Annotated in this window: 23 protein-coding genes and 1 riboswitch; of the genes, 9 read left to right on the top strand and 14 right to left on the bottom strand. The window is 47.1% G+C overall.

Annotated elements, in window-relative coordinates; all coding sequences use genetic code 11:
• Positions 1-153: 153 nt before the first annotated feature.
• On the top strand, positions 154-1,245 hold the full coding sequence (locus MHB46_RS12025) for a hypothetical protein (RefSeq protein ID WP_341162443.1): 1,092 nt from the start codon (positions 154-156) through the stop codon (positions 1,243-1,245).
• A 298-nt stretch (positions 1,246-1,543) separates the two neighbouring features.
• On the opposite strand, the gene MHB46_RS12030 is transcribed toward MHB46_RS12025, so the two are convergent.
• From MHB46_RS12030 to MHB46_RS12055, 6 genes are all read right to left on the bottom strand, one after another.
• Positions 1,544-2,332, bottom strand: a complete 789-nt coding sequence (locus MHB46_RS12030) for an SDR family oxidoreductase (RefSeq protein WP_250259675.1) — start codon at positions 2,330-2,332, stop codon at positions 1,544-1,546.
• An 18-nt stretch (positions 2,333-2,350) separates the two neighbouring features.
• Positions 2,351-3,508, bottom strand: a complete 1,158-nt coding sequence (locus MHB46_RS12035; protein ID WP_165178799.1) for an SMP-30/gluconolactonase/LRE family protein — start codon at positions 3,506-3,508, stop codon at positions 2,351-2,353.
• 31 nt (positions 3,509-3,539) lie between these two features.
• Positions 3,540-4,553 carry a zinc-dependent alcohol dehydrogenase family protein gene (locus MHB46_RS12040; RefSeq protein WP_341162444.1) on the bottom strand — a complete coding sequence of 338 codons (1,014 nt, stop codon included), beginning with the start codon at positions 4,551-4,553 and terminating at the stop codon, positions 3,540-3,542.
• 403 nt (positions 4,554-4,956) lie between these two features.
• Entirely contained in the window at positions 4,957-6,018 is a 1,062-nt protein-coding gene (locus MHB46_RS12045) for an EAL domain-containing protein (RefSeq protein ID WP_341162445.1), read from the bottom strand.
• Between the two features lie 275 nt (positions 6,019-6,293).
• On the bottom strand, positions 6,294-8,396 hold the full coding sequence (locus MHB46_RS12050) for a bifunctional 2',3'-cyclic-nucleotide 2'-phosphodiesterase/3'-nucleotidase (protein ID WP_341162446.1): 2,103 nt from the start codon (positions 8,394-8,396) through the stop codon (positions 6,294-6,296).
• A 220-nt stretch (positions 8,397-8,616) separates the two neighbouring features.
• Positions 8,617-9,051 (bottom strand): pyridoxamine 5'-phosphate oxidase family protein, encoded by a 435-nt coding sequence (locus MHB46_RS12055; protein WP_061831133.1) that lies wholly within the window; start codon positions 9,049-9,051, stop codon positions 8,617-8,619.
• Between the two features lie 270 nt (positions 9,052-9,321).
• Positions 9,322-9,431, top strand: a riboswitch (TPP riboswitch).
• Between the two features lie 191 nt (positions 9,432-9,622).
• Between MHB46_RS12055 and MHB46_RS12060 the strand changes: the two genes are divergently transcribed.
• The gene (locus MHB46_RS12060) at positions 9,623-10,666 is read left to right on the top strand and encodes an ABC transporter substrate-binding protein (protein ID WP_341162447.1); all 1,044 of its coding nucleotides are present in this window, start codon (positions 9,623-9,625) and stop codon (positions 10,664-10,666) included.
• 7 nt (positions 10,667-10,673) lie between these two features.
• On the opposite strand, the gene MHB46_RS12065 is transcribed toward MHB46_RS12060, so the two are convergent.
• Positions 10,674-10,856: a hypothetical protein gene (locus MHB46_RS12065; protein WP_165178795.1), complete on the bottom strand. Its 183-nt coding sequence runs from the start codon at positions 10,854-10,856 to the stop codon at positions 10,674-10,676.
• Between the two features lie 303 nt (positions 10,857-11,159).
• Between MHB46_RS12065 and MHB46_RS12070 the strand changes: the two genes are divergently transcribed.
• The 4 genes from MHB46_RS12070 to MHB46_RS12085 are packed head-to-tail and all read left to right on the top strand — an operon-like array spanning position 11,160 to position 14,086.
• On the top strand, positions 11,160-11,453 hold the full coding sequence (locus tag MHB46_RS12070) for an MTH1187 family thiamine-binding protein (protein WP_016818835.1): 294 nt from the start codon (positions 11,160-11,162) through the stop codon (positions 11,451-11,453).
• Entirely contained in the window at positions 11,450-12,226 is a 777-nt protein-coding gene (locus MHB46_RS12075) for an ABC transporter permease (protein ID WP_341162448.1), read from the top strand. The genes MHB46_RS12070 and MHB46_RS12075 overlap by 4 nt, the downstream gene beginning before the upstream one ends.
• 44 nt (positions 12,227-12,270) lie before the next feature.
• Positions 12,271-13,221, top strand: a complete 951-nt coding sequence (locus tag MHB46_RS12080) for an ABC transporter ATP-binding protein (protein WP_341162449.1) — start codon at positions 12,271-12,273, stop codon at positions 13,219-13,221.
• Positions 13,214-14,086, top strand: a complete 873-nt coding sequence (locus MHB46_RS12085; protein WP_341162450.1) for a TatD family hydrolase — start codon at positions 13,214-13,216, stop codon at positions 14,084-14,086. The genes MHB46_RS12080 and MHB46_RS12085 overlap by 8 nt, the downstream gene beginning before the upstream one ends.
• Positions 14,087-14,232: 146 nt before the next feature.
• Here the strand turns inward: MHB46_RS12085 and nfsA are convergent, their stop codons facing one another.
• The 6 genes from nfsA to MHB46_RS12115 form a co-directional block, all read right to left on the bottom strand.
• Positions 14,233-14,976: an oxygen-insensitive NADPH nitroreductase gene (nfsA, locus tag MHB46_RS12090; protein WP_341162451.1), complete on the bottom strand. Its 744-nt coding sequence runs from the start codon at positions 14,974-14,976 to the stop codon at positions 14,233-14,235.
• 287 nt (positions 14,977-15,263) lie between these two features.
• Positions 15,264-17,720 carry a heavy metal translocating P-type ATPase gene (locus MHB46_RS12095; RefSeq protein WP_341162452.1) on the bottom strand — a complete coding sequence of 819 codons (2,457 nt, stop codon included), beginning with the start codon at positions 17,718-17,720 and terminating at the stop codon, positions 15,264-15,266.
• 112 nt (positions 17,721-17,832) lie between these two features.
• Positions 17,833-18,033: a copper ion binding protein gene (locus tag MHB46_RS12100; RefSeq protein ID WP_254326865.1), complete on the bottom strand. Its 201-nt coding sequence runs from the start codon at positions 18,031-18,033 to the stop codon at positions 17,833-17,835.
• A gap of 55 nt (positions 18,034-18,088) precedes the next feature.
• The gene (locus MHB46_RS12105) at positions 18,089-18,439 is read right to left on the bottom strand and encodes a metal-sensitive transcriptional regulator (RefSeq protein WP_013308456.1); all 351 of its coding nucleotides are present in this window, start codon (positions 18,437-18,439) and stop codon (positions 18,089-18,091) included.
• 130 nt (positions 18,440-18,569) lie between these two features.
• On the bottom strand, positions 18,570-19,370 hold the full coding sequence (locus tag MHB46_RS12110; protein ID WP_341162453.1) for a DUF3600 domain-containing protein: 801 nt from the start codon (positions 19,368-19,370) through the stop codon (positions 18,570-18,572).
• Positions 19,360-19,944: a sigma-70 family RNA polymerase sigma factor gene (locus MHB46_RS12115; protein WP_341162454.1), complete on the bottom strand. Its 585-nt coding sequence runs from the start codon at positions 19,942-19,944 to the stop codon at positions 19,360-19,362. The genes MHB46_RS12110 and MHB46_RS12115 overlap by 11 nt, the downstream gene beginning before the upstream one ends.
• Positions 19,945-20,203: 259 nt before the next feature.
• Between MHB46_RS12115 and MHB46_RS12120 the strand changes: the two genes are divergently transcribed.
• On the top strand, positions 20,204-20,662 hold the full coding sequence (locus MHB46_RS12120; RefSeq protein ID WP_069290912.1) for a hypothetical protein: 459 nt from the start codon (positions 20,204-20,206) through the stop codon (positions 20,660-20,662).
• Between the two features lie 70 nt (positions 20,663-20,732).
• Here the strand turns inward: MHB46_RS12120 and MHB46_RS12125 are convergent, their stop codons facing one another.
• A complete protein-coding gene (locus tag MHB46_RS12125) occupies positions 20,733-21,962 on the bottom strand; it encodes a multidrug effflux MFS transporter (RefSeq protein ID WP_341162455.1) in 1,230 nt (409 codons plus the stop codon).
• A gap of 200 nt (positions 21,963-22,162) precedes the next feature.
• Between MHB46_RS12125 and MHB46_RS12130 the strand changes: the two genes are divergently transcribed.
• Together MHB46_RS12130 and MHB46_RS12135 are read left to right on the top strand one after the other, a co-directional pair.
• On the top strand, positions 22,163-22,756 hold the full coding sequence (locus tag MHB46_RS12130; RefSeq protein WP_069290910.1) for a DUF5317 domain-containing protein: 594 nt from the start codon (positions 22,163-22,165) through the stop codon (positions 22,754-22,756).
• 282 nt (positions 22,757-23,038) lie between these two features.
• A complete protein-coding gene (locus MHB46_RS12135; protein WP_341162456.1) occupies positions 23,039-24,889 on the top strand; it encodes a bifunctional diguanylate cyclase/phosphohydrolase in 1,851 nt (616 codons plus the stop codon).
• The last annotated feature ends 134 nt before the right edge of the window (positions 24,890-25,023 follow it).

Genomic DNA, 25,023 nt, shown 5'->3' on the forward strand with positions numbered 1-25,023 from the left:
TCAGCAGAGCCGCTATAACCTACGGAGGTTTATTTTAAAAAAATATTTTGCAAAACAGGTTGTAAAAGTGTATCTGGCGTTACCTATATTTATGAACTGCCCATATACATGTACCCAAAGCGGTGCCATTTTTGAATAAAAGGAGGAATTGACATGAACCATCGACCCAAGGAGCCAAAGGATCTGATTGTGGAAACTGCTGTGATCCCGCCCAATATCCATGTGGACGTGGAGTCAGCCACTGAGGGGGGAACACGCCGCCTGATGCTTAGCGATAATCCGGAGACGCTTACCCATGTGACGGTACCTACCGAGCAAGCCACCCTGTGGCATGACGTGGTTCGCACGACAACGCGAACAGTCAAACATCGCATTTTCGGCTGGCATTATAACAAAATCGGCAGCGCTGTTAAACTGGGCATCACCGTAGAGAACAGAAGCGCCGCTAAACTAGAAGTACGACATATTGAACGTGCCCTTAAGATTGTGCCTGAAGACGGCAACTGGATTATAGATGTCGGGCAGTCTATTGCCAAAAGCTGTTTGGCGGGTACGATGGAACGTCTGAAGCCAGCAGACCGTCATAAATTCGGCAAAAGCACCGCTCTGCTGGAGGAATTTGAGCTGCCCGAAGGATCGCTGGCCGGATTCATCTATGACCTCACAGTAGAATTTGCTGAAGGCCACGGTACGCTGGATTATGTGATTCGCACCGTGATCAGCAAGGATACGCAGACCGATCTGCGCCAGATTCATATGGATGCGCTTCCTCCCGTACCTCCACCCCAGGCGCATCCACGAGGGGTGTGGTCCTTTTCCGAAACGAATGCGCGGATGCCAGAGTACGTGGTGGGGCAGAGCGCAAACTATCGGGCGTGTGCCACCAAAAAGCTGAACGGCGAGACTCCTGCCGATCTGCTATTTACCGGGGCACGCAGCGAGCTGGGGCCTGCGCTAGATAATCGCGGACAATTCGGAACCATATACAACGCGACCATTCCCATCGTTAATGACAGTGACGAGGTACGTATCGTACGAATCTACGCCAATCCACGTGGGGGCGCGTTCGCCGGATCTGTACGTGTGGATGATCGTGTATATGGTATCCCTCTGCTACGAGATAATACCAAGGTATGCCGATTGGCTGATATCAGCGTCCCTCCCGGCAGATCCAGCTATGATCTCAGCTTCATGGTCGCCGGCAGTGCAACTACGCCGCTAGGTCTGTACGTCATTACACTATAGCTATGCTCACGATGACTGGATAAGCGAACGTGGAGCCAAAATTTTCATTGGATATGGTCTGCTCTATAGTAAATGGAGCTGTCCCAAAGCTGGTTTTAAACTTTATTGGACAGTCACGCTTCGTCATTAGTATAAAAAAGCGCGAGTGCAAGGGTTATTCCCCCTGTAGCTCGCGCTTTTTGGTTCATGCTCATCCATTTGAGCAGGTTATGGTCAAGCGAAGGCATGTAGTCCTCATCGCCGCCATACCCGGCATCGGCGATGACCATACCCGGTTTGTGTCAGAATAAATATTGCTCTATTTGAACCGCTGGACCTGCCTCGAAGGCATAATGGTCAACTCTGGAATATTGACATGCTCCGGCTGCTCTAGTGCATAAAGGGCAGCTTCTGCAACATCATCGGGATGCAGCGGCAAAACGCTCGAAGCAAACGCCCGAATTTCCTGCTCGGGATATCCGGCCACCTGCGAAAATTCCGTCGCCACCGCCCCGGGGTGAATCGCAGTTACACGAATTCCTTGCGTACTGGTCTCCAAACGCAATGCAGAGGCTATAGCGCTAACACCGTACTTGGTAGCGCTGTATAGTCCTCCTCCGGCAACCACTTCCTTCGCTGCAATAGAGGAGACAATGACAACATCCCCCTTGGCCTGTTCCCTCATTGGCTGAAGTCCGTACTTCAGTGTCAGAACAAGACCGTGCACATTCGTCTTGTAAAGCTCCTCCCACCTTTCCAGTTCCACTTCTGCCAGTGGGCTTCGATACCCGAAGCCAGCATTGGCAACGATAATGTCAAGCCGTCCCCAGCGTTCAAGAATGGCGCGGACCGCCTGCTGTACGTCTTCAGCTTTTTGGATATCGGCAGGTATTGCCATGACCTCGTACAATTCCTCTTGGTGCAAGTCGCGAACCAATTCATCCAATCGTTCCTGACGGCGTGCCAATACAGCTACATACGCGCCTCGCTTTGCCAGTTTTTTTGCAATCGATGCCCCAATGCCGCTGCTTGCGCCTGTTACCAAAGCTACTTTCCCGGCCAGGCTTTCCTTCGCTTTCCAGGATAATCTCAACTCATCCAATATCATGTTATACCCTCCCCAAGCTTATTTGGTTAAAAGCACGCGATGAACACCCTGGCTGCCTCCAGGAGCTGTACCTATATATAAATATCCGTCATGGTTTACAGCCGTGGTTACCCCATAAAGCGAGCCTTCAGGATCATGCCAGCTTCCGTTGAGTTTACCCTGCGGATTAAGCTCCACAGCAAGCCCATGCTTCACAGGTGCGCTTGCACCGCTGAGCAGCGATTGAGGCAATTTGGCCATCATTCCAGCCAGCCACGGGCTTCCATGCATCTGATCTACAAAGGGAATACGTGTTGTGAAGAGACCGACCCAGAAATGGCCTTGATCATCACGCGTAATGTTATCCGGAAAACCGGCAAGATTATCCACAAAAATATCCGAAGTCCCCTTCTTCGGCCCTTTGAGCCAGTATCGGGTCAATTGGTAGTGATACGACTCTGCCACAAGCACAAAATCTTCGTCCGCAGACAAGGCAACCCCGTTCGCAAAATAAAGGCCTTCCAACAGAACTGTCGTCTGCTTGGTCACCGGATCATATTTCAGCAAACGTCCATGTGGCTTGTTCTCGGCGATTTCTTTGAAGACTACACTGCCATAATTGGAGGTGTCAGAAAAATAAATGGTACCATCTTTGGCAATATCCAGCTCGTTGGCCAAATAGATCGGTGTGCCGTCGACTTGATTGGCCAACACCGTCACGTTTCCGGAAGGATCTACCGACAGCAACCCCTTCTTAACATCCGTAACGATCAAATTTCCACTTGCATCAAACATAAGTCCATTGGGCGTTCCTTGGGTATCTGCATATAGCTGGGCCTTTTGCGGATTGCCCTTAGTATCAAAGGCAACCTTATAAATTTTCCCGTCGGAGTCTCCCGTATATAAATTTCCTACCTTGTCAAAGGTGATAAATTCCGGAAACTTAGGGGCATCTGTAACAAGCTCTGCGGAGCTGAGTTTGTTGTTTTGTTGCCATGGACCCGCTTGTTCAAATGAGGGGGCCGAAGGTGCAAACCATTTTGCAGGCTGGACAGGGGAAGGGATGAGCATAAAAATAACCACTCCCAGAAGGATTACCGCCAGCAGCGATAATCCGGTTCTGCGTACCCATTTACGCGGTTTCTTATTCTTTCTTCCTTGAGAATCTTTGACAGATAAATCAGGTTTACTGGGCATTAGATTGCCTCCTATGTGATGTGAATAATATTTATATTTGAACGACGATTTTACCGAAATACTGTTTTCCTTCAGCCAAAAGTGCGAAGGCTTCGCCGATTCGGCTGAGCGGGAATACCCGGTCAATGACAGGATGTAAACGATGGCGGGAAATGGCACGATTCATATTTTCGAAATGTTCCCGGTTACCGACTTGGCTGCCGCGAATCGTCGCAGCCTTCTGCAAAATGCTGGTGACATCGAACTCAGGAATAGTCAAGCCCGATAAGAAGCCGACCATGTTCACAGTCCCTCCGGTACGAAGTGCATTGATGGATTGCGCCATTGTTGCCGCTCCCCCTACATCCAGGACATGGTCGACTCCGCCGTCTGTCAACTCCAGAACCACCTTATCCCACTCGGGAACTTCCGAATAGTTGATTGTCTGCCATGCGCCGAGATCCTTTGCCCGTTCCAGCTTGTCATTGCTGCTCGATGTGATAATTACCCTTGCTCCCGCCATCAGAGAGAATTGAAGCCCAAAGATGGAAACACCGCCTGTTCCTTGCAAGAGCACCGTATCCCCCGCTCGCAGCCCACCGGATTCCATCAGCATGCTCCATGCGGTTAATGCCGCAATCGGCAAGGTGGAAGCCTCCTCCCAAGAAAGGTGATCCGGAATGGCCACGACCCCTTCTTCATGCAGAACGATATATTCAGACGCCACTCCACTGAGCGGGCCTCCCAGACTGTCCTTTAAGACCTCCGCTCTCGTGCTCCCGCCAATGAATTTCTGTTGTAAATTTGCCGCTACCCTTTGTCCAATCTGAAATTTTGTCACCCCTTCGCCTACAGCTACAATTTCACCCGCTCCATCCGATAAAGGAATGAAGGGAAATTGAATGCCGATCGGCATTACTCCGTTAATAATTACCAAATCCCGGTAATTCAGAGACGCTGCCCTTATGCGGATCAGAACTTCCAGCCGTCCTGGCACCGGTATGTCAAGTTCCGTCAAGGTTAACTCTTCAAAGCCAAAACCATTTTTCAGTTGCACTGCTTTCATTTTGGTTGTCCTCCCTGTAATGTTAAACTTTTTACCTGTATGGATACAGTGTATTACACAAGAAACACTGTTTCCTATGTAATACACTGTATCCAATTGTCTTCAAGACGTCAATCTTTACTTTTAAAAATAAAAACGGTCAATAAACTGTTCCAGGCTTTTAACGTTCCTTACCAAGTAAAATTCGAGACTGGGTGGCTTCGGTTGTCCAGAACTTGCTCAGGTGGGCAAGCATGACCAAAAAACGCGAGTTGCAAAGGTGAGATAACCTCTGCAACTCGCGTTTTTTTTTACATTAATGGTGATATAAGCTCTGTCCAATAGAATATGGAATTTGCTTATGCCACAGCCTTATTTAAGCTCCAACTTTTATAAACTACGTCTACTTAAATTTGTTCCTGACTTATATTACGCTACTAAGCATAAAATTGGAGGGCGGACCAAGCTCCGGCTTGCCAAACAAATAACCCTGAGCCAGTGATACACCTGCTTCACAACAAAATTCAAAATCCTCCATCTGCTCTACGCCTTCAGCCAACACTTGGCCTCCAAAACGAAAAGCCGATTCTACAATCCCTATAATTTGCCGCTTCTGATCAATGTTACTATGACAGCCGTCAATTATACTGCGGTCAATTTTAACATAATCCGGCTGAAGGCAATTCATAAGCTCTGTCGTAGAATAACCTGCCCCCACATCGTCCAGGGCTACCGAAACTCCTCGATTGCGATATTGATCAAAGATATGATGCAAAAAATTAAGGTCGTCTATCTCTTCCGTTTCTACGACCTCAAATACAAAATCCTTCGTATTCATGGATAACCGATCAATCGTCTCAAAGGTGTGATTCAAGCAATAAGCCGGATTATAAATGGTCGAAGGGAGAAAGTTAATAAAACGTTTAATTCCCGCCGGAAGGCATGTTGCACTTTTTTCAATAGCGGAAATACGAGCCGAGCGATCCAGATGAGCATGCAAACCAGCTTCACGGGCGATTTCAAACAGTCGGAAAGGCTGAAATGGTCTCTCCGCATGTGACGGACGCAGTAAAAACTCAAACCCGATAATATCCAACTTATGGTCAACAATAGGTTGCATATGGCTGGAAAAACTTTGATCCTTAATGATATTCACGATATCCGGATGTTGCAGTCTGGCTTGCAATTGACTAAATAAAAGCCAGTCCTCATATCCTTCGACATGATGCAAGCCGGTCACCACAATTTGCATATGGTTCAAGTATTCCTGCGGCAGACGAGCCAGTCCGTTAACCAGCTGTTCCAGCTCTGAACGGCTGTCATAGCGAAACTCTATGCCACCCTCACGCTCATGTTCCTGCTTCATTTGTTCCGATAGCATACCCAAACCATCTAATGCTGGAGTAAGCGACACCCTGGAATGCCTAATTCTGAGAAATCCTTGATCCTTAATAGGTAATATGATGCTGCAATTGCTGCATGTCATAATGGTCCTCCTCGGAACAATTTTCCGGTTTTTTCACCATTATATCACAAATAACTAGAACAAAAGTACTATATAACTACGTGTTTTTACAAAAAACTAGCTTATTCTTAACGACTACTTAGGACTTAAGTATATATTCGACAAAAACAGAAAACTTTTTGCACTCATGATAAATTCGGGGGCTGTTGTTTTTGGCATTAAAAAAAACAGCAAATCTCTTGGTTAAAGAGACTTGCTGCTTCATTCTGATATTGATTGAAAACTAGAGTTCGAAGTTATTTGGACGCCTTTGGCTTCGTTGTTTTAGCTGGTTTAACAGTCGCGGGTTTGGTCGTTTTAACAGCAGGCTTTGCTGTTGCTTTCGCGGGAGCCACAGCTTCCTTTACAGGAGTCGTTGCTGCACTAGGCTTAGCGCCAGCTTTTAAGCTGTATTTGGCAAAGCCGTCTGCCGCGCTGCTCAAGAATGAAATTTGTTGATTTCCTGCCAGCACGTCTTTGGCATCAGGAGAGGACTCGAAAGTAACCTTTGCCTGACCAAAAGGAGCAATAGACCAGTTGCCATCCGCCGATGGATTAATCGTTCCGTTCGTACGGATATAGTCAATAACGACTTGACGACTTTCATCCGGTGCTGCCATCACAATTCGTTTGCCATCTGGGTTGGCCAGTTTGGATGAGGAAGCACGATAGTTATTGGTGGCTACAATAAATTTCTGCGCAGGATCAATAGCCTTTCCATTGTATTGCAGATCCTTGATGCGATGCGCTGAAGAATCAATAATCGTTCCCTTGGCATCATATCGTGCAGGCTGAGTTACATCAATCTGGTAGTTCACACCGTCAATAACATCAAAATTGTAGGTTGGGAAATCTTTGTTGATCAGCGATTGCTCTTCAGTTTGCTTTGGATCAATACGGTTGAACTGACCCGCAGACCACTCCAGCCATTCCTGAATTTCAGCACCGGTCACTTCTACAGCATGAACCGTGTTCGGGTACACATACAGGTCGGACACGTTTTTAATCGCTACCGTACCTTCAGGAATATTGGTGTAATACTCGGCTCCGTTTCGACCACCGGCCTTGAATGGAGCGCCTGCCGACAATACTGGAAGTTTTTCGTATTCAGTTCCTTTAAGATGGTTTTGCACATACCATTTCTGTGCATTCGTCACAATTTGAATAGAAGGGTCGTCCTGCACTAATGCAAAATAGCTGGTAATTGGCGCAGTCGTTGTTCCGACAGGTTGACGAATATAATCCAGCGTTCCTTTATGCTCTTCCTTGATCGAATCTGTCAGTTTGTAGTCAGGAGTAAACTGCACAGCCTGGTTTGTGGTACTCACAACCGGACGCACTTCAGACTGAGAATTCGTTACGTGCCACTCATCTTTTTTCTTTTCCAGGCTCAGGTCAATAATTCCCAGCTCCTTGCCCCATGAAGAAGCTTCTACAGCTGGCACGCCATTAATGGTTCCCTTATCCAGATCTACGCCGCTCATTTCTTTAAAATCAGGTCCAGGGAAAGATTTATGAGCATGCCCAAACAGAATAGCGTTAATTCCGTCCACCTGGCTCAAATATTTAACGGCATTCTCCATCATTGGCGTTTGTGGCACATCCTCATAACCCGTATGCGCAAGCACGACAATAATGTCAGCACCTTCTGTTTTCATTTGAGGAATAAACTTTTTCGCCGTTTCCACGATATCCTTCGTAACGACCTTATCCTTTAAATTGGCTTCATCCCACTGCATAATTTGAGGTGTGACCAAGCCGATGACACCCACTCTGAGCGCATGCTCTTCACCTTTCTCATCCGTTACCGTTTTATCAAGAATTCGATAAGGGGTAAAATAATTTTTAGTAGCTTGCCCTCCCTTATCAACATAAACATTCGCATTTACGTAAGGAAAATCGGCTCCCTTGAGCGATTTCTCCAGAAAGTCGAGGCCGTAGTTGAATTCGTGGTTGCCCACTGTCGCCGCATCATAGCCCATCAAGTTCATCATCTTGTAGACCGGATGGACACCGCCCTCTTTCTCGAAGGTTTTATTTCTGGCCATATAATCGCCTAATGGATTGCCCTGCAGCAAATCACCGTTATCGAACAGCATGCTGTTTCTCGTTTCACTACGCGCCTGTTGGATCAAACTGGCTGTGCTAATCAGGCCATATTCGTTGGTTTCTTTGTCCGAATAGTAATCGTAGTTCATCAGGGATGCATGAATATCCGTTGTTTCCATGATCCGCAAATTCACTGTAGCGCTATCGCGAGAATTGCTAGCTGCCCAGGTTGGAGCGGCTGAAAACACCAGCATGCTACAAGCTACAACGGCTGCTGTAAACCCTTTAAACCAATTTTTACGAAATAACAAAATATACCCCTCCTCATTAAGGTGTATGACTCATATACATACTTTTGCACATATATGTAAGCCTTGAACCCACCATTTCTATTTTAATCCAACGCCACGCAAAAGAGTAGTCATTTACTTAAATTATTTATGAAAAAATAATTAATTTTCTCAAAAATAAAAAACCAGCAAACCTCCTAAAAAACTCGGAGATTCACTGGTTTATCCATTTATATTCTCATTATTTATTCCACACTTGGCGCTCCGTTTGCTGACCCACATACTCAATGCGAGTCGGATTCACGTCCAGAATGACATAATCGGGATCATCCGGTCCGGAAAACCATTCCTTCAAGGAATCGTTCCACACTTGTTTGCGGAGCCCCTCATCAGCTGTAATCTGGACAGTAGCCTCCACTTCTACGACTTCCTTTGTACCGCCAACTTCATAACCCAGCAGCAGATAAGCATTCGGATTATCCTTTAGCTCATCCACTTTATGCGTTTTACGATCTGTCGCCAGATGAATGTTCATTCCATCGTTAAAAAGGGCCATATAGCGTACTTTCGGTTTGCCACCCTCTACCGTACCTAACGAGCAAAATTTGTTGTTATCCAAAGCCTTCACAATGGCTTGTTCTAGTTGGCTACGATCCAATGTTTCCGTTTTACCCACAGTACAACAACTCCTTTTCACGAATTAGAATTCTCTACGGCCATGCCATTGGGCACCAGCCCATCTGAACCTACCTGCGCAGCTGTTCTGAAAATAACATGACCCGATCAGATCGGATTGATGCATACTCATTTTCAGATCAAAGCTCACAGTAAAAGTGTACCCTGTCGTTCGGCAAATGAACCGTCTTCTCTTCCTCCATGCTGGACAGACCCGCATTCAAGGCATATAATCGTCGTAGTAAACCCGAATAAATGAACCCATTAAACCATACAATGCCAGGGGTGCTGGAATCGGCCGGCTGAGAGTGTGTCCCAAGACACTGACCCTTACAACCTGATCTGGGTAATGCCAGCGTAGGAATGCTTAAGCAAGATGTGCCTTTTTTACATAGGACCATCCCTTACTTTGGTATATACAAGCGCAAGCGTCCCGGAACCTCGGGGCGCTTTTTTGTTGAAGATTAAGTTGTTGGAAAGATCGCGTCCGGCAGATGTTATTTTTATGAAAATGGGAAACCTAAGCTGTCTGATTGGACGGATAACGGGTAATTAAAGGAGAGAACACAACGATGAAGCGCATGAAAATGTTAAGCCTGGGACTGATCAGTCTGTGGCTCATGGCCCTGACCCTGACCGCTTGCGGTGGAAGTCCCTCCACATCCCAAGAAGCGGCTCCCGCTACCAACACTCAAACGTCTACTCCGGCAAAGGAGCTCAAAGATGTTAAAGTCGTGCTCGACTGGACACCCAATACGAATCATACGGGACTCTATGTTGCCAAGGACAAAGGATTTTACGAAAAAGCGGGTTTGAATGTCCAAATTATTCAACCTGGTTCAGGCGGAGCCGATCAAATGGTTGCCTCTAATGCTGCACCTTTTGGTATCAGCTACCAAGAAGGCGTCACACAGGCTCGTATGCAAGGCGTGCCGCTTGTTTCCATCGCTGCGGTGATTCAGCATAATACCTCAGGCTTCGCAGCCCCAGTAGATCGCGGAATTAAGAGCCCCAAAGATTTTGAAGGTAAAAAATACGGCGGTTGGGGCTCTCCTGTAGAAGAAGCGGTCATGAAATCCATCATGGATTCAGACAAAGGCGATGTGAGCAAAGTGAAGATCGTCAACATGGGCAATGCAGACTATTTTACAGCCGTGAAGCGAGATATCGACTTTGCCTGGATTTTCTACGCATGGACCGGAATTGAGGCCCAGCTTCGAGGTGAGCCATTGGATATGCTGTATGTAAAAGATTATTCCAAAAGCCTCGATTACTATACACCTGTAATTGTGAGCAACGAACAGACAATAAAAAATGATCCAGAACTGGTCAAAGCGTTCATGGACGCTACCGCACAAGGCTATGAATACACTATCGCCCATCCAGAAGAAGCCGCGGACATCTTAAGCAAAGCTGTACCGGAGCTGGATAAAAAACTGGTACTTGCCAGCCAAAAATGGCTAAGCCCGCGTTATCAGGACGATGCCGCGCAATGGGGTGTGCAAAAAGCGGAGGTATGGCAAAACTATTCGGACTGGATGTACGAACGCAAGCTGCTCAGCAAGCCTTTGGAAGTGGATAAAGCCTTCACAAACGACTTCTTGCCCAAGCGTTGATCATTTGTTAAACCACTAAATAAGACTGAACTAGAGAAGTGAACGAAGCGCCACTACGCAGTCGGATGGTGCCTCCCATCGCTGTTGTACCCAGATTTCTTTTATGAATATCCAGAAGTTGAAATCTGGGTACAAAGGCGAATGTTAACGCTTGTACAGCACCATTCCGCCCACTTCGTTCTCGTTCCACTTGGTTCTTCTTTAGTCTCATAGTATCTAAAACGCAAAAACAGATGCGCTTGTGTGTAAAAATGCTACACAACCTAGCTTAAAAACTAAGGTGCTTTTAAGGCGGTTGGCAGCGTAGCGGTTCATTTGAATCTGGAGAAGCGAAGCGTTCGCCTTTGCCGTTGGATTCTTACCTTTAAAATTTAATTCAAAGAATCCCAAGGCAACAGCGATCGTAAGATCAAATGAAACGCGAAGCGGTCTCCCCCGCCTTAAACCAATTTATTTTCCTATAACTTAAACAATAAAGGACAGGTGAATTTTCATGGCTAACACACTGCTCAGTATTCAAGTAATCCCTAAAACTCCTAATAACGAGGACTCTTACCCGTATGTAGATAAGGCGATTGAGGTCATTCAGCGCTCCGGCGTCAAACATCAGGTGAATCCATTGGATACGACCATGGAGGGCGAGCTCGACGAGTTGCTGAAAGTGGTTAAAGAAATGCACGAGGCTTTGACGGAAGCGGGCAGTCCCAGCGTCATTTCACAGATCAAAATCGCACATAACCCACAAGGCATCAGCATGAACAAGCTGACCGAGAAATATCGCCCATGAATCCGAAAGGCAAGAACGCATCCTGGTGGAAAAGCGTATGGCCGCCCCTTGTGGCGGTCCTCTTCTTTTTAACGGCCTGGCAGGGGGCGGTTTCCTATTTACATATTGAATCCTGGCTACTGCCAGCTCCATCTCTAATCGTACAAGAGGGCATGGGGCAATCGGCGTTGCTTGGAGCCCATACATGGGCTACGATTCGTCTGACACTTGCGGGATTCGCAATAGGGACAGCAACGGGACTGTTGATCGCCATCGTTCTTCATACCATTCCTTTTCTCAAATCTGCTCTATACCCGCTCTTGATCCTTAGCCAAAACATTCCGATCATCGCTCTGGGTCCGCTGCTCATGGTGTGGTTTGGTTTTGGCGTGCTGCCCAAGCTCATGGTCATTACCTTAGTATGCTTTTTTCCCGTGGCTGTAGCGGCCATGGACGGGCTGACTCGAACAGACCGTACGATGATGAACTATATGCGGATGTCGGGTGCAAGCCGCATGTCTATTTTTATGAAGCTGGAGCTGCCACATTCCCTGCCGCAAGTCTTTTCTGGCGTTAAAATTGCTGCTACCTACAGTGTGATGGGCGCGATCATTGCCGAATGGATCGGAGCTAGTGAAGGAATTGGGTATTATATGCTGCTGCAAAAATCGGCCTATCGCACGGACCTCATTTTTGCTGCCATCGGCATTATTGTCGCACTCAGCTTACTCATGTTTGTGGTTATTTTACTACTGGAGAAATGGTTGGTTCGCTGGAAACCCGATCGAGAGTAGCTTCCTCCTTGAATTAAATACAGCAAAGAAAGGACGTGGCGCGTATGAGTCTGCATCCAATTGACTTATCATCACACAACGTGGCTAATGAACAACGAGCCGGGGAACAACAGAGTCCTTCAACTGCTCCTCCTGCTTTGGAATTGGACGGGATCAGCCTTGCCTTCCGCGAAAAGCGAAGCTTACTGCCCGTGCTGCAGGATGTATCCCTCACAGTCAATCCAGGAGAATTCGTTTCCCTCATCGGTCCGTCAGGCAGCGGCAAAAGCACGCTGTTTCACATCATCGGCGGGCTACTCAAACCACAGCAGGGACGTATCCGTATGCACGGACGGGACATGACTGGTGAACGTGGGCATATCAGCTATATGCCGCAGCAGCCCGCCCTTTTCCCGTGGCGTACCACGCTGGACAACGTAATGCTGGGGCAGGAAAATGCTCCACGTAAAAATACAGCAGTACCCCCTCAGTACGCAAGTGAACGCGAGCGTCGCAAAGAAGCCTTGCAATGGCTCGAACAGGTTGGACTTGGTAAATTCGCTAAGGTGTATCCACATACGCTGTCTGGTGGAATGCAACAGCGCGCAGCCTTTCTACGAGCACTACTCAGCCCGCAGGAATTAATGCTGCTAGATGAGCCGTTCAGCGCACTCGATGCGCTGACACGTGCAGACATGCAGCAATGGTTATTACGCATGTGGGAAAAAAACCGCCGTTCTGTGCTGTTTATTACCCACAGCATTGAAGAAGCGCTGCTGCTCTCCGACCGCATCTATGTGCTGTCGGCGCGACCTGCTTCGGTGGTGCATGTCGTAGATGTCCCTTTTCCCCGCCCGCGTAGGGAAGAAATCACCCTCGATCCGCTCTTTATTGAATGGAAGCGGACCATGATCAGCTGGATGCGCGAGGAAAAGTACAAACTGGACGCCAACATGGAAAATGCTCAGAGCGTCCACAAGAATATCCCGGAAGATGGATTGAATCGACATGAGTGACGTAAAAGTTCGATGTGCATTGAAATGGAACAGCCAAACAAAGCCAGGCTTGGATTTGACCGCAATTGAGCCCGCTCCATTAATCGACGCGCACATTCATGTAGACAGCTACCCGCCTGAACAACAGGAGTTATTGCTCGCTTCACTTGCCGATAGCAGCGTCCAAGCCGTGATAGCCGTGTCGATGCATCTGGGCTCCAGCCGAGCCAATCTACAGTTAGCCAATCGTTACCCCGGGCTGGTACGACCAGCCTTTGGCTTTCATCCCGAACAGGCTCTTCTACCGCAAGCTGAGCTTGACCTCTTATTCGACTGGATGGACGAACATATACAGCAGATGGTCGCCGTGGGTGAAGTCGGCTTGCCCTATTACAATCGGCTGGAAGCCTCACAGAGCGGTTCACCTTTTGACCTCGCTCCCTACATAGAGCTGCTGGAGCGTTTTATCCAGTTTGCAAGCAAGCATAACAAGCCCATTGTCCTACACGCCGTTTATGAGGACGCAGACATCGCCTGTGACCTTCTGGAACGTCACAGCGTCACGCAGGCGCATTTTCACTGGTTTAAAGGCTCTGCCGCCACAACCGAACGTATGGCCCGGAACGGCTATTATGTCTCCTTCACACCGGATCTCCTGTACGAAGAAGAGATCCGCAGTTTGGCAAGACAGTATCCGTCTGATCAGATCATGGCAGAGACAGATGGTCCCTGGCCGTTCGAGGGGCCTTTTACCGGACAACAGACACATCCACGGATGACTGCCGACGTCATTCGCGCGTATAGCAAGCTGACCCATCAAGATGAATCTGCCGTGCGTCAATTATTTCATGAAAATACGAGACGCTTTTACTCACTATCTGATTGAAAAGAATATGAGCTATTTACTAACTGGAAGGTTTACAACCACAACATGCAACTAAAGCAAAGAACCTCCTTATTTACGCGGGACTTCATCATGCGTAAATAAGGAGGTTCTTGTATTTTGCAGAGTTTTTTGTCGCTACTCAGCTTTTATTGCTTCAAGAAACCCTTCTGTTCCAAAAATGGCTTCAACTGTAAACGTGCTGGCTCGGTCAGTCTCGCGGCCATTTGCTCAGACCATGGCGTAGAGCGTTGACCGCCCGTACGCTCCTTCAAATATTCGGCTGATGTGTGGTCGTATACCTCTACAGCTTTCATCGTCTGATTTTTGTCGTAGCCGTTCATATGCAAAACACCGGACAGCGGAAGACGTGGGCGCAAGCCCGTTTCCTGATCTGGTACACCAATACACATACCGAACACTGGATACACCAGCTCTGGCAACCCTAGCAACTCAGATACCTCTGCTATTTTAGTACGAATGCCGCCAATGTAGACGATGCCCAGGCCCAGTGATTCAGCGGCTACCGCTGCATTTTGTGCAGCTAACGCGGCATCAATGGTCGCAACCGTATAATTTTCGACGGACCCTTCATAGGAAGGCTCACCCGGCTGATGGTGGAGCGTGACCTGCTTCAAACGATACAGGTCTGCGCACCATACCAGAAACGCAGGGCATTGCTCAACGTAAGCCTGCCCTCCTGCCAACTCGGCCAGTTTTGTTTTTAAAGAAGGCTCGGTAACGGCAATAACGGTATATGCCTGCACATTGCTGGACGAGGATGCCATTTGGCCAGCTGCCACAATAGCTGCGAGCTGCTCGTCGGTAACGGCGTCTGACTTGAACTTTCGCACAGACCGGTGATTCATCAACAAGGAAATCGTATCATTCATGACTGCTTCACTCTCCTAATCCATAATATAAGCTCTTTATCTACTTCAAGCTGTGAGTATACGAAGAAGTTCTTGCATGCTTGCATGGCACTCCTACAAATATTATGGAACTTTCGTGAATGATAAGCAACCTGACGTGACGAAGGTTAACAGTATGGTTTAAAAAAACAAACGCAACAAAAAGCAAGCACGCAGAAAACCAATTGTGCGTACTTGCTCTATACTCTGATAATAACTTTATCTCGAAACAGCAGTCCGACAGCACGCTATCCTGCTAATACATCCATTTACAGCTTCACCCGTTGCAGACGCAGTGCATTCAGCACGACCGAAACAGAGCTAAATGCCATGGCCGCTCCCGCCAACCATGGAGCAAGAAAGCCCAAAGCGGCAATCGGAATACCGATCACGTTATAACCGAGCGCCCAAAACAGATTTTGTCGTATGTTTGTCATCGTCCGGCGGCTCATTTCGATCGCGTCAGGAATGCTGTTCAGGTTGCCGCGCATGAGGGTAATATCCGCCGCCTCCATGGCCACATCCGTTCCCGTGCCCATCGCCATCCCAATATTAGCAGTAGCCAGCGCAGGCGCATCGTTAATACCATCCCCAACCATAGCTACGATCATGCCTTGTTCCTGAAGCCGTTTCACTTCCTCAGCCTTTCCTTCAGGTAGCACCTCCGCCAGCACTCGTTCAATTCCGGCCTCGGCGGCAACAGCCCGCGCAGTCCGTTCATTGTCACCCGTAATCATGATGACTTCAATGTTCATCGCCCGCAGACGGGCAACGGCCTCCCGTGACGTTTCTTTAATCGTGTCCGCTACAGCCACCAGTCCGGCATAGGAACCATCCACAGCGACCAGCATCGCGGTTTTCCCTGCGTTTTCCAGCTCATTCATATACTGCTCGGCTGAGTCATCTATTGCGATGCCTTCCCTGCTCATCAATCGGCGTGTACCCGCCAATACCTGCTTACCTTCCACATGCGCCTTCACACCATAACCCGGAATATTTTCAAAATCTGTCGGTCCTACCAGCTCAATTCCTCGATCTGCAATCCCCTTTACAATGGCTTCCGCCAGCGGATGCTCCGAGCTTTTTTCTGCTGCACCGAGCAACCGCAGCAAATCGTTTTCAGCCAAGCCGCTTGCACCAACCATAACATCTGTCAGCTCTGGCTTGCCGTTCGTAACTGTTCCTGTCTTATCCAATACCACTGCGTTGACTGAACGGGTCATTTCCAAATGCTCGCCGCCCTTGAACAAAATACCGTATTCAGCGGCACGTCCCGATCCTGCCATAATGGACGTTGGAGTAGCCAAGCCGAGCGCACAAGGACAAGCTATGACGAGAACTGCAATCATTTTCTCCAGTGAGCCTGCAAAATCAGTCGGCGTCACAAGGAAAAACCAGACGATAAAGGCTAACACAGCAATAGCAACAACAATGGGGACAAAAATACCGGAAATCTGATCCGCAATCCGCTGAATCGGGGCCTTAGAGTTTTGTGCATCTTCCACGACCTTAATAATACGGGACAACGCCGTATCACCCCCCACACGCTCGGCCTGAATACGTAGTACCCCGTTTTTATTAAGCGTCGCCCCTGTAACTGCGGAACCTGCTTCTTTTTCAACCGGAAGACTCTCACCACTTAACATGGATTCGTCCACTGCGGAACGTCCGTCCACGACCACACCATCGACAGGAATTTTCTCGCCGGGTCGTACAATAAAGATATCCTTCACACGTACCTGTTCGATCGGTATATCAAGCTCTTGTCCATCACGTACTACACGTGCCGTCGTCGCCTGTAGACTCATCAGGCTCTTGATGGCCTCGGACGAACGCCCTTTGGCTACCGCCTCGAACCATTTACCCACTAAAATAAGCGTAATTAGTACTGCACTTGTCTCGTAATACAGCTCTGGCATGGTCATGACAGGCATTCCCGCCATCCCCTCCATGACATCAGACGGACGCAGCGTAAGGTACAAGCTGTAAAAATAAGCCGCAGACGTACCCAGTGCAACTAACACATCCATATTCGAACTCCCGTTGCGAAGCGCTTTGTACGCGCCCATATAAAACTGCCAACCAATGACGAACTGAATCGGCGTTGTTAGCACTAGTTGGAACCATGGATTCAAGAACAGTTCCGGCACATAAATCCATGACGTAAAGGAAAAATGAGCCACCATCGCCCACAACAACGGAAACGACAGCACTGCGGACACAATCCACTTCCATTTTTTACGATGGATATCCTTACTGCGCACATCCGCGATATTGTCCTCAGCGCTCTGCGGGATCGCTCCGTAGCCTAGCTGTTCAATCTTGCTCACCAGATCACCAACCGCAATACTCCCCGCGGCATATTCCACATGAGCTGTTTCCATCGCCAAGTTTACCGTGGCACCTGTTACACCAGGCATCCGATTCAATCCCTTTTCAATCCGGGTTGCACAGGCCGCACAAGTCATGCCCGTCACATTCAGATTGGCTTCTTCACTTACAGTTCCAAACCCAAGAGAAGCAATTTTATCGCGAAACTCAGGGATCTCCACCTGCTTGGGATCATAGGATATCGACGCCTGCTCCAAAGCCAAATTCACATTAGCCTGTGCCACACCATCTATTCGATTTAAACCTTTCTCAATACGGCTTGCACAGGCAGCGCAGGACATCCCCGTAATGTGAAGCGTTGTCTGCTTGTCACCGTCGGTCGCACGGTTTTCCATGGTAACCCTCCTCTTATACCCCAGTGGGGTATATCATATCCAAAAAGAAAAAGCTTCTAATATGGAAGCTTCTCCTTCGAAACAAGTCTTTCACCCATAAAACATCTTCAGCTTAAACAACATCATAGCCTTGGTCTTCAATGGCTGTTTTCAGAGCTTCAACGTTCAGCTTGGACTCGTCATATTCTACATTCACTTGTTTCGTTTCGAGGCTGACCTTGCCGATAGCGCCAACTTTCTCCAAAGCCCCTTCTACTGCTTTCACGCAATGATTGCAGCTCATGCCTTCTACGTTCAATGTAACTTGTGCCATTTTCTTTTCCTCCTCAGGGGTACTTAAATACCCATAATGTGTATGAATACTACTCTTAACGGATTAGCTTTTTGACCGTAACCAGCAGCTCGTCAATCACTTCCTGCTCTCCTGCCTGCATGCGCTCAATGACACAGCTTTTCATATGCCCTTCAAGCAGCAGCTTACCAACACCATTCAGCGCGGACTGGACAGCCGCAATCTGGTTCAGTACATCGTCACAGTAGGTATCCTTCTCAATCAAGCCCTTAATTCCGCGAACCTGACCTTCAATACGGTTCAACCGGGATACGAGGCTGTTCTTGAACTCTGCCGAATGATGACTTTTTCTAACTGTCTTTTCCCCGTCTGTTCCACAGTGATTCTCATGGACTTCAGTGTGGGAAACAGGTTGCTCCTCAGCCATACATCAGCCTCCTGTGTGGTGTATATATGCATTTATGCATTTGTTATATCCTTATCATAATATACCCCCATGGGGTATGTCAACCTTCCAGAAAGATGTCACTTTTTCGTCTCAATTTTTGCCACTGTCTCTACTCAAGCGAATTAAACTGATCAAAATAAGGTTGAAGCAACTTCAAATGTTCCTCGTAATCTTCTCTTTCTCTTTCAGACAAACGATCTGGATAGAGTACCCCATTCTCGCCAGTTATACGTGGGATATACTTGTAAAACTCCGTGAACAGTACACGAAACTTTACAAATTCATCCTCAGTCAGAACCTTTTTCGCATAGTCCAGCTCGACCTGTAAATCGATGCCTGCGTGGGCCTTTACATCTAATGTGCCCGTAATGGCAGAATCACCGCCATCTTTTTTACCATCGTCCGTTTGGGTTAGCACTTTTCCCTGATTCAACTTGTCATAATACGGCTCCAGCTTGGCAGATATATGATCGTATTCACGCTGTTCCTCTGCGCTTAAGCGCTCCTTGTGGAGTGCGCCGTTTTCATCCGTCATTTTCAGATTATAGGCGCCGAGTTCTCTCAATAACCCCATAAAAACAGTGAACTCCTCTTTCGTTAAATGCCCCTGCGCCTGCTGCAACTTGGATTCTACTCTATTATATTCCTCTGGCGATCCTCCCATTTCAATTAGCTTTTCCTGTGAACCATACATTGTATCCGCCAAATAAGTGTAAGTAGCAAAAGCACCTGTTGGAATCAGTAATAACACTACGAGAAGAGTTATCACAATATACCTTTTCATAGGTTTAGGTCCTCCTTTTTCAAGCCGTTCAATTTGACCCATAATGTTTTCTTTTAATTCAGCCGGAGCCAATATGTGGTCATCATCCTGCTGCATCACCCTACGTAGTTCTTGCTCAAGCTTCATGGATCTTCTCCACCTTTCCGATTAGAAAATGTTCCTGCTGCTCTTTCAATCGAAGCTTTTGCAAAGCCGCGTGAATTCGTGATTTCACCGTGCCTAATGGTATCTCTAAAATGTTGGAAATTTCCTCTTGGGAATATTCCTGCAAATAGTGCAACACAATCACCTGTTTAAGCTTGAATGAAAGCTGCTGAACAGCATATAACAACGCATGATTTGATACCTTGTTCACAATTTCTTCAGAAAAATCATGAGATGTATGAAGTTCGAGCCTCTTTGCTCTGCTTGTGATTCGTAGCCTCATCCATTGTTTTCTCCGGTAAGTCCGGATCTGACGCATAACGACTCCCATTAGCCAAGGCTGAAAAGGACGTCTTTCGTCAAATTGCTCAAGTGATTTATATACATGAATATAAATTTCCTGCACCACATCATCAGCATCGACTTTCTCTTCCAACAGAAAATGCACCGTTCTATAGACTGTATGAATTGTTTGATCATACAGTTCCCTGTAAGCTTTACGACTGCCAGCCAGCGTCTCCGCAACAAGAGCAATCACCAAATCATTCTTTGTCAAATTTGCCCGCCTCCTTGCGTTGTCCAATCCTGATCTCCCCCTTTCTCTCATCTCACACTATATATTGGCAGGAAACCGAAATATCGTTCGATTCTATCTCAACATCAGGAAAATAGTCTCCGCATAATCATTCTTTAGCAGGACTACTCTTTTGGTAATATATTGATATAATATTAAAGTACAATTCCCACTTGGTTTGTATATATCCAAACGAGCAATAATAACAAATCATACATCGAAGGAGCTTATTAAAAAGTCAATGAAAATAAAGATTACACCCTTGTTACGGCTTATCCAAGGCCTGTTGTGGTTTAAAATCCTTGTAATCATTATCGCAGGATGTGTATTTATTTCAGCCCAACCGACAGGTGGGGAGTCTCGGTTAATCCATATGGCCTCCCGCACGCTATCAATCACACATCCACTTGAAGGTTCTACCGCTCATATGGTCGGATTTGTATTTGGAAAATTGCTCTTTCGATTACTTCCTACAATAATGATCCTGCTGTTTATTGCGACAAAAAAGTATAAACTTACCCTTACTTTACTGCTCTTCGTATCCATTTTTGGTTTAAACATCAACGGAATAGACCCTTTCTTTCCCGTTCATATCTGCATGCTTATTTCCATTCTGGTTCACAAACCATCTCGTATGTACTTAAAACAGACACCTCTTCCCGCAAAGGAAGCCGAAGATATCTCGATTGCAAAACGGTAAAAAACTCCCATGGACTGAAATGGTTCACGTATCAGTCCATGGGAGTTTTTCAGTTCAAGTTCGCCTTATTTCAAGCCTTCGCGCGTGCTCCCTTGGCAAGTACGACAAAGCTTAATAGCGCACTAACCTCGGCTATAGCTATAACGACCGCCATCGGTACGGGGGTTGTTCCACTCCCCAAGCCTACTAGCGGTGAAGCGATGGAACCCAGCAATAGAGGCAACAAACCAAGCATGGCGGACGCACTGCCTGCGGAGCGCTGCTGACTCTGCATTGCCAATGAAGTCGTCGTTGTACTTACAATCCCTACGCAGGAAACGACAAAAAACAGAGGAACTAAAACAGCAAACAATTGACCTCCGGTAAAGGCTACAGTAAGCAAGCTGATTCCGGCTACAGCCGCAATTACCAGACCCGACAAGAGTAACTGTCGTTCGCTGAAGCGACCCACGAGTCTACCCGTCAACTGCGAAAACAGCACAATCCCCAAACCATTCACTGCAAAAATGATGCTATACGTCTGAGGGGAAACCCCGAAAATATCCTGAAGCACGAATGGTGAGCCAGCGATATACGCGAACATCGCTCCTGTAATCAGCGCCTGTGAGAGGGCATAGCCCATAAAGCGTCGATCGGCAAACAGATGACCGAGTGTTCCCAGCGTCTGCTTCAAGCCACCGGACGCGCGGCGGTTAGTTGGCAACGTTTCTGGCAAACCCAATACGACGGCAATCAGCATAGCCACGCCGACTACACAAAGCACCATGAATACACCACGCCAGGAAACAAAGTTCAATATGACACCGCCCAGTACTGGTGCAGCAATAGGGGCCACGCCGTTCACCAGCATGAGCAGTGAGAAAAAGCGTGTCAACTCTTTGCCCGAGTAAAGATCACGGGCTACAGCTCTGGAAATCACGATCCCGGCCGATCCCGTAAGCCCTTGAATAAAGCGAAGCGCAATGAGCATACCGATATTCGGCGCAAACACGCATAACAGCGAAGCAGCAGCGTACAGAATGAGCGAGATCACCAACGGTCCTCTGCGACCCCTTACGTCGCTAAGCGGACCAGCAACGATCTGGCCAACGGCCAGTCCTAACAGACAGGCGGTCAAACTAAGCTGCGCCAGCGAAGTGGTCGTATGCAAATTGTCGGCTAATGTAGGCAGCGACGGCAAATACATATCTATGGACAACGGCCCGAAAGCACTCAATGCACCCAGGACAAAGGCGATCCATAATATTCGCGATTTGGTCATATCTGCGGCAACCATAACAGTATTGGATAACCGGTTCATAATAATAATCATCCTTTTCACAAAATATAAATAATTACTTCAATACATCATGATATCACTCATTTCGTCTGGCTTCGAATAATTACACGCTAATCCGCAATTTTTTTTCAAAACTGCTATATATCAGGCAGGAATTTACCAATTTCAGGTCGAATTATACGGTAACCAAAACAAAAATTTGTGGAATCTGGAGAATGATAATGGTCTATGATGGAGTGCTACTGGGTCTCATTGTAGGTCTGTTCAGAGGAGGCTGGCGGCAAGGTCTGATCCGTTTCAGTCAAATTCGCCTTATAGCCGGCTGGATGTTCCCTGTGCTGCTGCTGGTACAATTCATTATTTTTTATGCCCAGGAAAAGTGGGCTTGGCTGGCAGCCATTAACGGGTATCTATTTATGGGAGTCTACGTGGTTGGATTGATATTTCTCTGGTTGAACAGACATCATAAGGGATTCAAGCTTATTATAATCGGCGTATTGATGAATTTTATCGTTATGGCGGTGAATGGCGGCAGGATGCCGGTCTCGTTGAGCGCTTCGGAGGTGCTGGGTCCCTATTATACAGATATGCTTAAATCCGGAAGTATCATCTCGAAACATTACATGATGGATGCGAGCACGCGTCTATCATTGCTTGGTGACATTATTCCTCTCTCCAAGCCCTATCCCCGCACGCAGGTAATTAGTATTGGAGATGTTGTCATGAACTTCGGGATGTTCCTGTTTATCCAAAGCATTATGGTCGTGAAGAGAACTAAGGATAAGCAGCAAGAAACCAATCCCCACCACGCCTAGTGCGCACCTTATTCCAAGGAAGGGAGGGAACCCTATGAAAAACTTGAAATACTCCCGTGTGATTATCAATGCTATTATCGTGGCTTCTGTCATAATTGCTTTGACTTCCGGTTACAAAATCGGAGGCTAGTCACCGATAAGAAAAAAAGGAAGCACAGGCTCAACAAAACAGGCTGGATTCCGGCCTGTTTTTTCATGTGAAATTTTCGATTACAAAATTGTAAATTATCCCATTCACCCCTGGTAGCTTTGACATCAAGATACGACAAGGCAGGAGAAGAAATGATGAGTATAATAAAAAAGCTGCAAGAACGGGTTACCGCGACGGGAATATACGTGTTTTGCATATGTATGGTAGGCATGATCGTCCTCTTGTATACGAACCAATGGTCCTTTTTGCACTATACGACAACAGAGTGGGTCACGATCTATTCCCTATTGGGAGCCGTTCTAATTCTGGAGCATTTTACATTCCAGCTACCACCTGCCAGTAACAAACAGTCCATGGATTCCTCCGTGTATCTGGCTTGTATTTTTGTGCATGGCACCGAAATTGCTATTCTGATTTTGTTGTTAAATGTAATCATTGCCATGTTCCGGCACACAGAGCTGTCCTGGTGGAAGCATACCGCCAATTTTTCCATTTACGCCCTTTCCATTTTCCTGTCTTCAACAGTATTTGAACTAAGCGGCGGAACGCAGGGGGCTTTAAACCAAGATCATTTCGCTTCCTACCTGCTGGCGTTGATTTGCTACTTCGCGGTGAACACCATCACACTGGGCATCTACTTTTATATCGCATACAAAGGGTCCTTCAATGAGCTTAAACAGGCTTTTTTGGCTGAATCCCTGCTCGTATACTTATGTACACTCATTCTGTCTTTGGTATTGACTACACTGATTTATGACAATGGCATTTTAGGACTTTTGCTGTTCCTTGGGCTAAGTATGCTCCTGTCTCACGCATTCAAGCAAATGTTCACGCTGTATCGGGAAATCGAAGAAAAGGCGAACATGGATCGCAGAACAGGGCTATACAATCACAGCTACTTTGAAAATACACTTGAAGCTGAATTAAATATATCCAGATCGGAGAATACTCCTCTCAGTCTGGCTCTGATTGATATAGATGATTTCAAAAAATACAATGATCATTTCGGTCATCTCAAAGGCGATCAGCTACTGGGATTTCTCGGTGAGTTTCTTAAAAAAGAAACCTCCGGCACCCACATCACCGTATCCCGCTATGGTGGAGAAGAATTCACTCTGCTGATGCCCGGTCATACCGCTGAACAAGCATATGAAACAGTCAATGCTATTCGAAAAGGATTAAATGATTCTCGTTATGAGGGTGTTGAAATTTTTCCACACGGCTGTCTGTCCTTCTCCGCAGGCATTGCACAAAGTCGCATTGACATCTACGACAAATCACAGCTGGTCGATCTGGCGGATAAAGCCCTGTACTACGCCAAGAAACAGGGAAAAAACATCGTTCATACGCATGGAAGTTTAAATGAGGTGGAGCGCGAGGTCGATCTGGGGCAGGATATTCGGGATCTTGAACAGCAGCTTAATTTGTTCTTGTACAAGGATATTAACACTTTCAAGCATTCCAAACGGGTATTCAGATATGCAGCAGACATGAGCGATGTGCTTCAGCTCGGACCAGAGGATAAGCGGCGTTTCATACTAGGTGCCCTCATTCATGACATTGGTAAACTGGAGATTCCCTGGAATATCCTCAATAAAAAAGAGAAGCTGTCCGGTGAGGAATGGCAGATGGTGCAAGCGCATGTCATGTGGGGCAAACGAATTGTCGAAGCCAACGAACGATTCATAGATTTGGTTCCTTTTGTGGAGCTGCATCATGAACGTTATGACGGAGGAGGCTATCCGTTTGGCTTTAAGGGCGAGCAAATTCCACGTCTATGTCGGATGCTGACGATCATCGACTCTTTTGATGCGATGACAACTGAGCGCCCCTATCAACCCACCAAAACGTTCGAGGAGGCCATTGAAGAACTACGTGCTTGCTCGGGTAGCCAATTCGATCCCAAACTAACGGCTACTTTTATCCATTATATTCAACATAAGCAACCTGCTTTCACGGATTTCATGGAAACAGGGCTCTAATTCCTTCATTGGCTCTTCCTCTTTGCCCCTAGCGTGGTTGAAATCGTCCTGAATTCAACCACGCTAGGGGTTTTCATATGATTGGCATTTTGTATAGTGCTTATTATTTCAAATTTCATATAAATGTCATAATT

This window comes from Paenibacillus sp. FSL H7-0703 (assembly GCF_038003485.1).
GTDB lineage: Bacteria > Bacillota > Bacilli > Paenibacillales > Paenibacillaceae > Paenibacillus > Paenibacillus polymyxa_B.

Excerpts from the sequence above, each read along its gene's own strand:
- MHB46_RS12110 (WP_341162453.1), bottom strand. The coding sequence starts at position 19,370 with ATGAAGCTTGAGCAAGAACTACGTAGGGTGATGCAGCAGGATGATGAC.
- MHB46_RS12135 (WP_341162456.1), top strand. The coding sequence starts at position 23,039 with ATGATGAGTATAATAAAAAAGCTGCAAGAACGGGTTACCGCGACGGGA.
- MHB46_RS12070 (WP_016818835.1), top strand. The coding sequence starts at position 11,160 with ATGGCTAACACACTGCTCAGTATTCAAGTAATCCCTAAAACTCCTAAT.
- MHB46_RS12045 (WP_341162445.1), bottom strand. The coding sequence starts at position 6,018 with ATGACATGCAGCAATTGCAGCATCATATTACCTATTAAGGATCAAGGA.
- MHB46_RS12035 (WP_165178799.1), bottom strand. The coding sequence starts at position 3,508 with ATGCCCAGTAAACCTGATTTATCTGTCAAAGATTCTCAAGGAAGAAAG.
- MHB46_RS12060 (WP_341162447.1), top strand. The coding sequence starts at position 9,623 with ATGAAGCGCATGAAAATGTTAAGCCTGGGACTGATCAGTCTGTGGCTC.
- MHB46_RS12095 (WP_341162452.1), bottom strand. The coding sequence starts at position 17,720 with ATGGAAAACCGTGCGACCGACGGTGACAAGCAGACAACGCTTCACATT.
- MHB46_RS12100 (WP_254326865.1), bottom strand. The coding sequence starts at position 18,033 with ATGGCACAAGTTACATTGAACGTAGAAGGCATGAGCTGCAATCATTGC.
- MHB46_RS12025 (WP_341162443.1), top strand. The coding sequence starts at position 154 with ATGAACCATCGACCCAAGGAGCCAAAGGATCTGATTGTGGAAACTGCT.
- MHB46_RS12080 (WP_341162449.1), top strand. The coding sequence starts at position 12,271 with ATGAGTCTGCATCCAATTGACTTATCATCACACAACGTGGCTAATGAA.
- MHB46_RS12085 (WP_341162450.1), top strand. The coding sequence starts at position 13,214 with ATGAGTGACGTAAAAGTTCGATGTGCATTGAAATGGAACAGCCAAACA.
- MHB46_RS12130 (WP_069290910.1), top strand. The coding sequence starts at position 22,163 with ATGGTCTATGATGGAGTGCTACTGGGTCTCATTGTAGGTCTGTTCAGA.
- MHB46_RS12120 (WP_069290912.1), top strand. The coding sequence starts at position 20,204 with ATGAAAATAAAGATTACACCCTTGTTACGGCTTATCCAAGGCCTGTTG.
- MHB46_RS12075 (WP_341162448.1), top strand. The coding sequence starts at position 11,450 with ATGAATCCGAAAGGCAAGAACGCATCCTGGTGGAAAAGCGTATGGCCG.
- MHB46_RS12040 (WP_341162444.1), bottom strand. The coding sequence starts at position 4,553 with ATGAAAGCAGTGCAACTGAAAAATGGTTTTGGCTTTGAAGAGTTAACC.
- MHB46_RS12105 (WP_013308456.1), bottom strand. The coding sequence starts at position 18,439 with ATGGCTGAGGAGCAACCTGTTTCCCACACTGAAGTCCATGAGAATCAC.
- MHB46_RS12125 (WP_341162455.1), bottom strand. The coding sequence starts at position 21,962 with ATGAACCGGTTATCCAATACTGTTATGGTTGCCGCAGATATGACCAAA.
- MHB46_RS12030 (WP_250259675.1), bottom strand. The coding sequence starts at position 2,332 with ATGATATTGGATGAGTTGAGATTATCCTGGAAAGCGAAGGAAAGCCTG.
- nfsA (WP_341162451.1), bottom strand. The coding sequence starts at position 14,976 with ATGAATGATACGATTTCCTTGTTGATGAATCACCGGTCTGTGCGAAAG.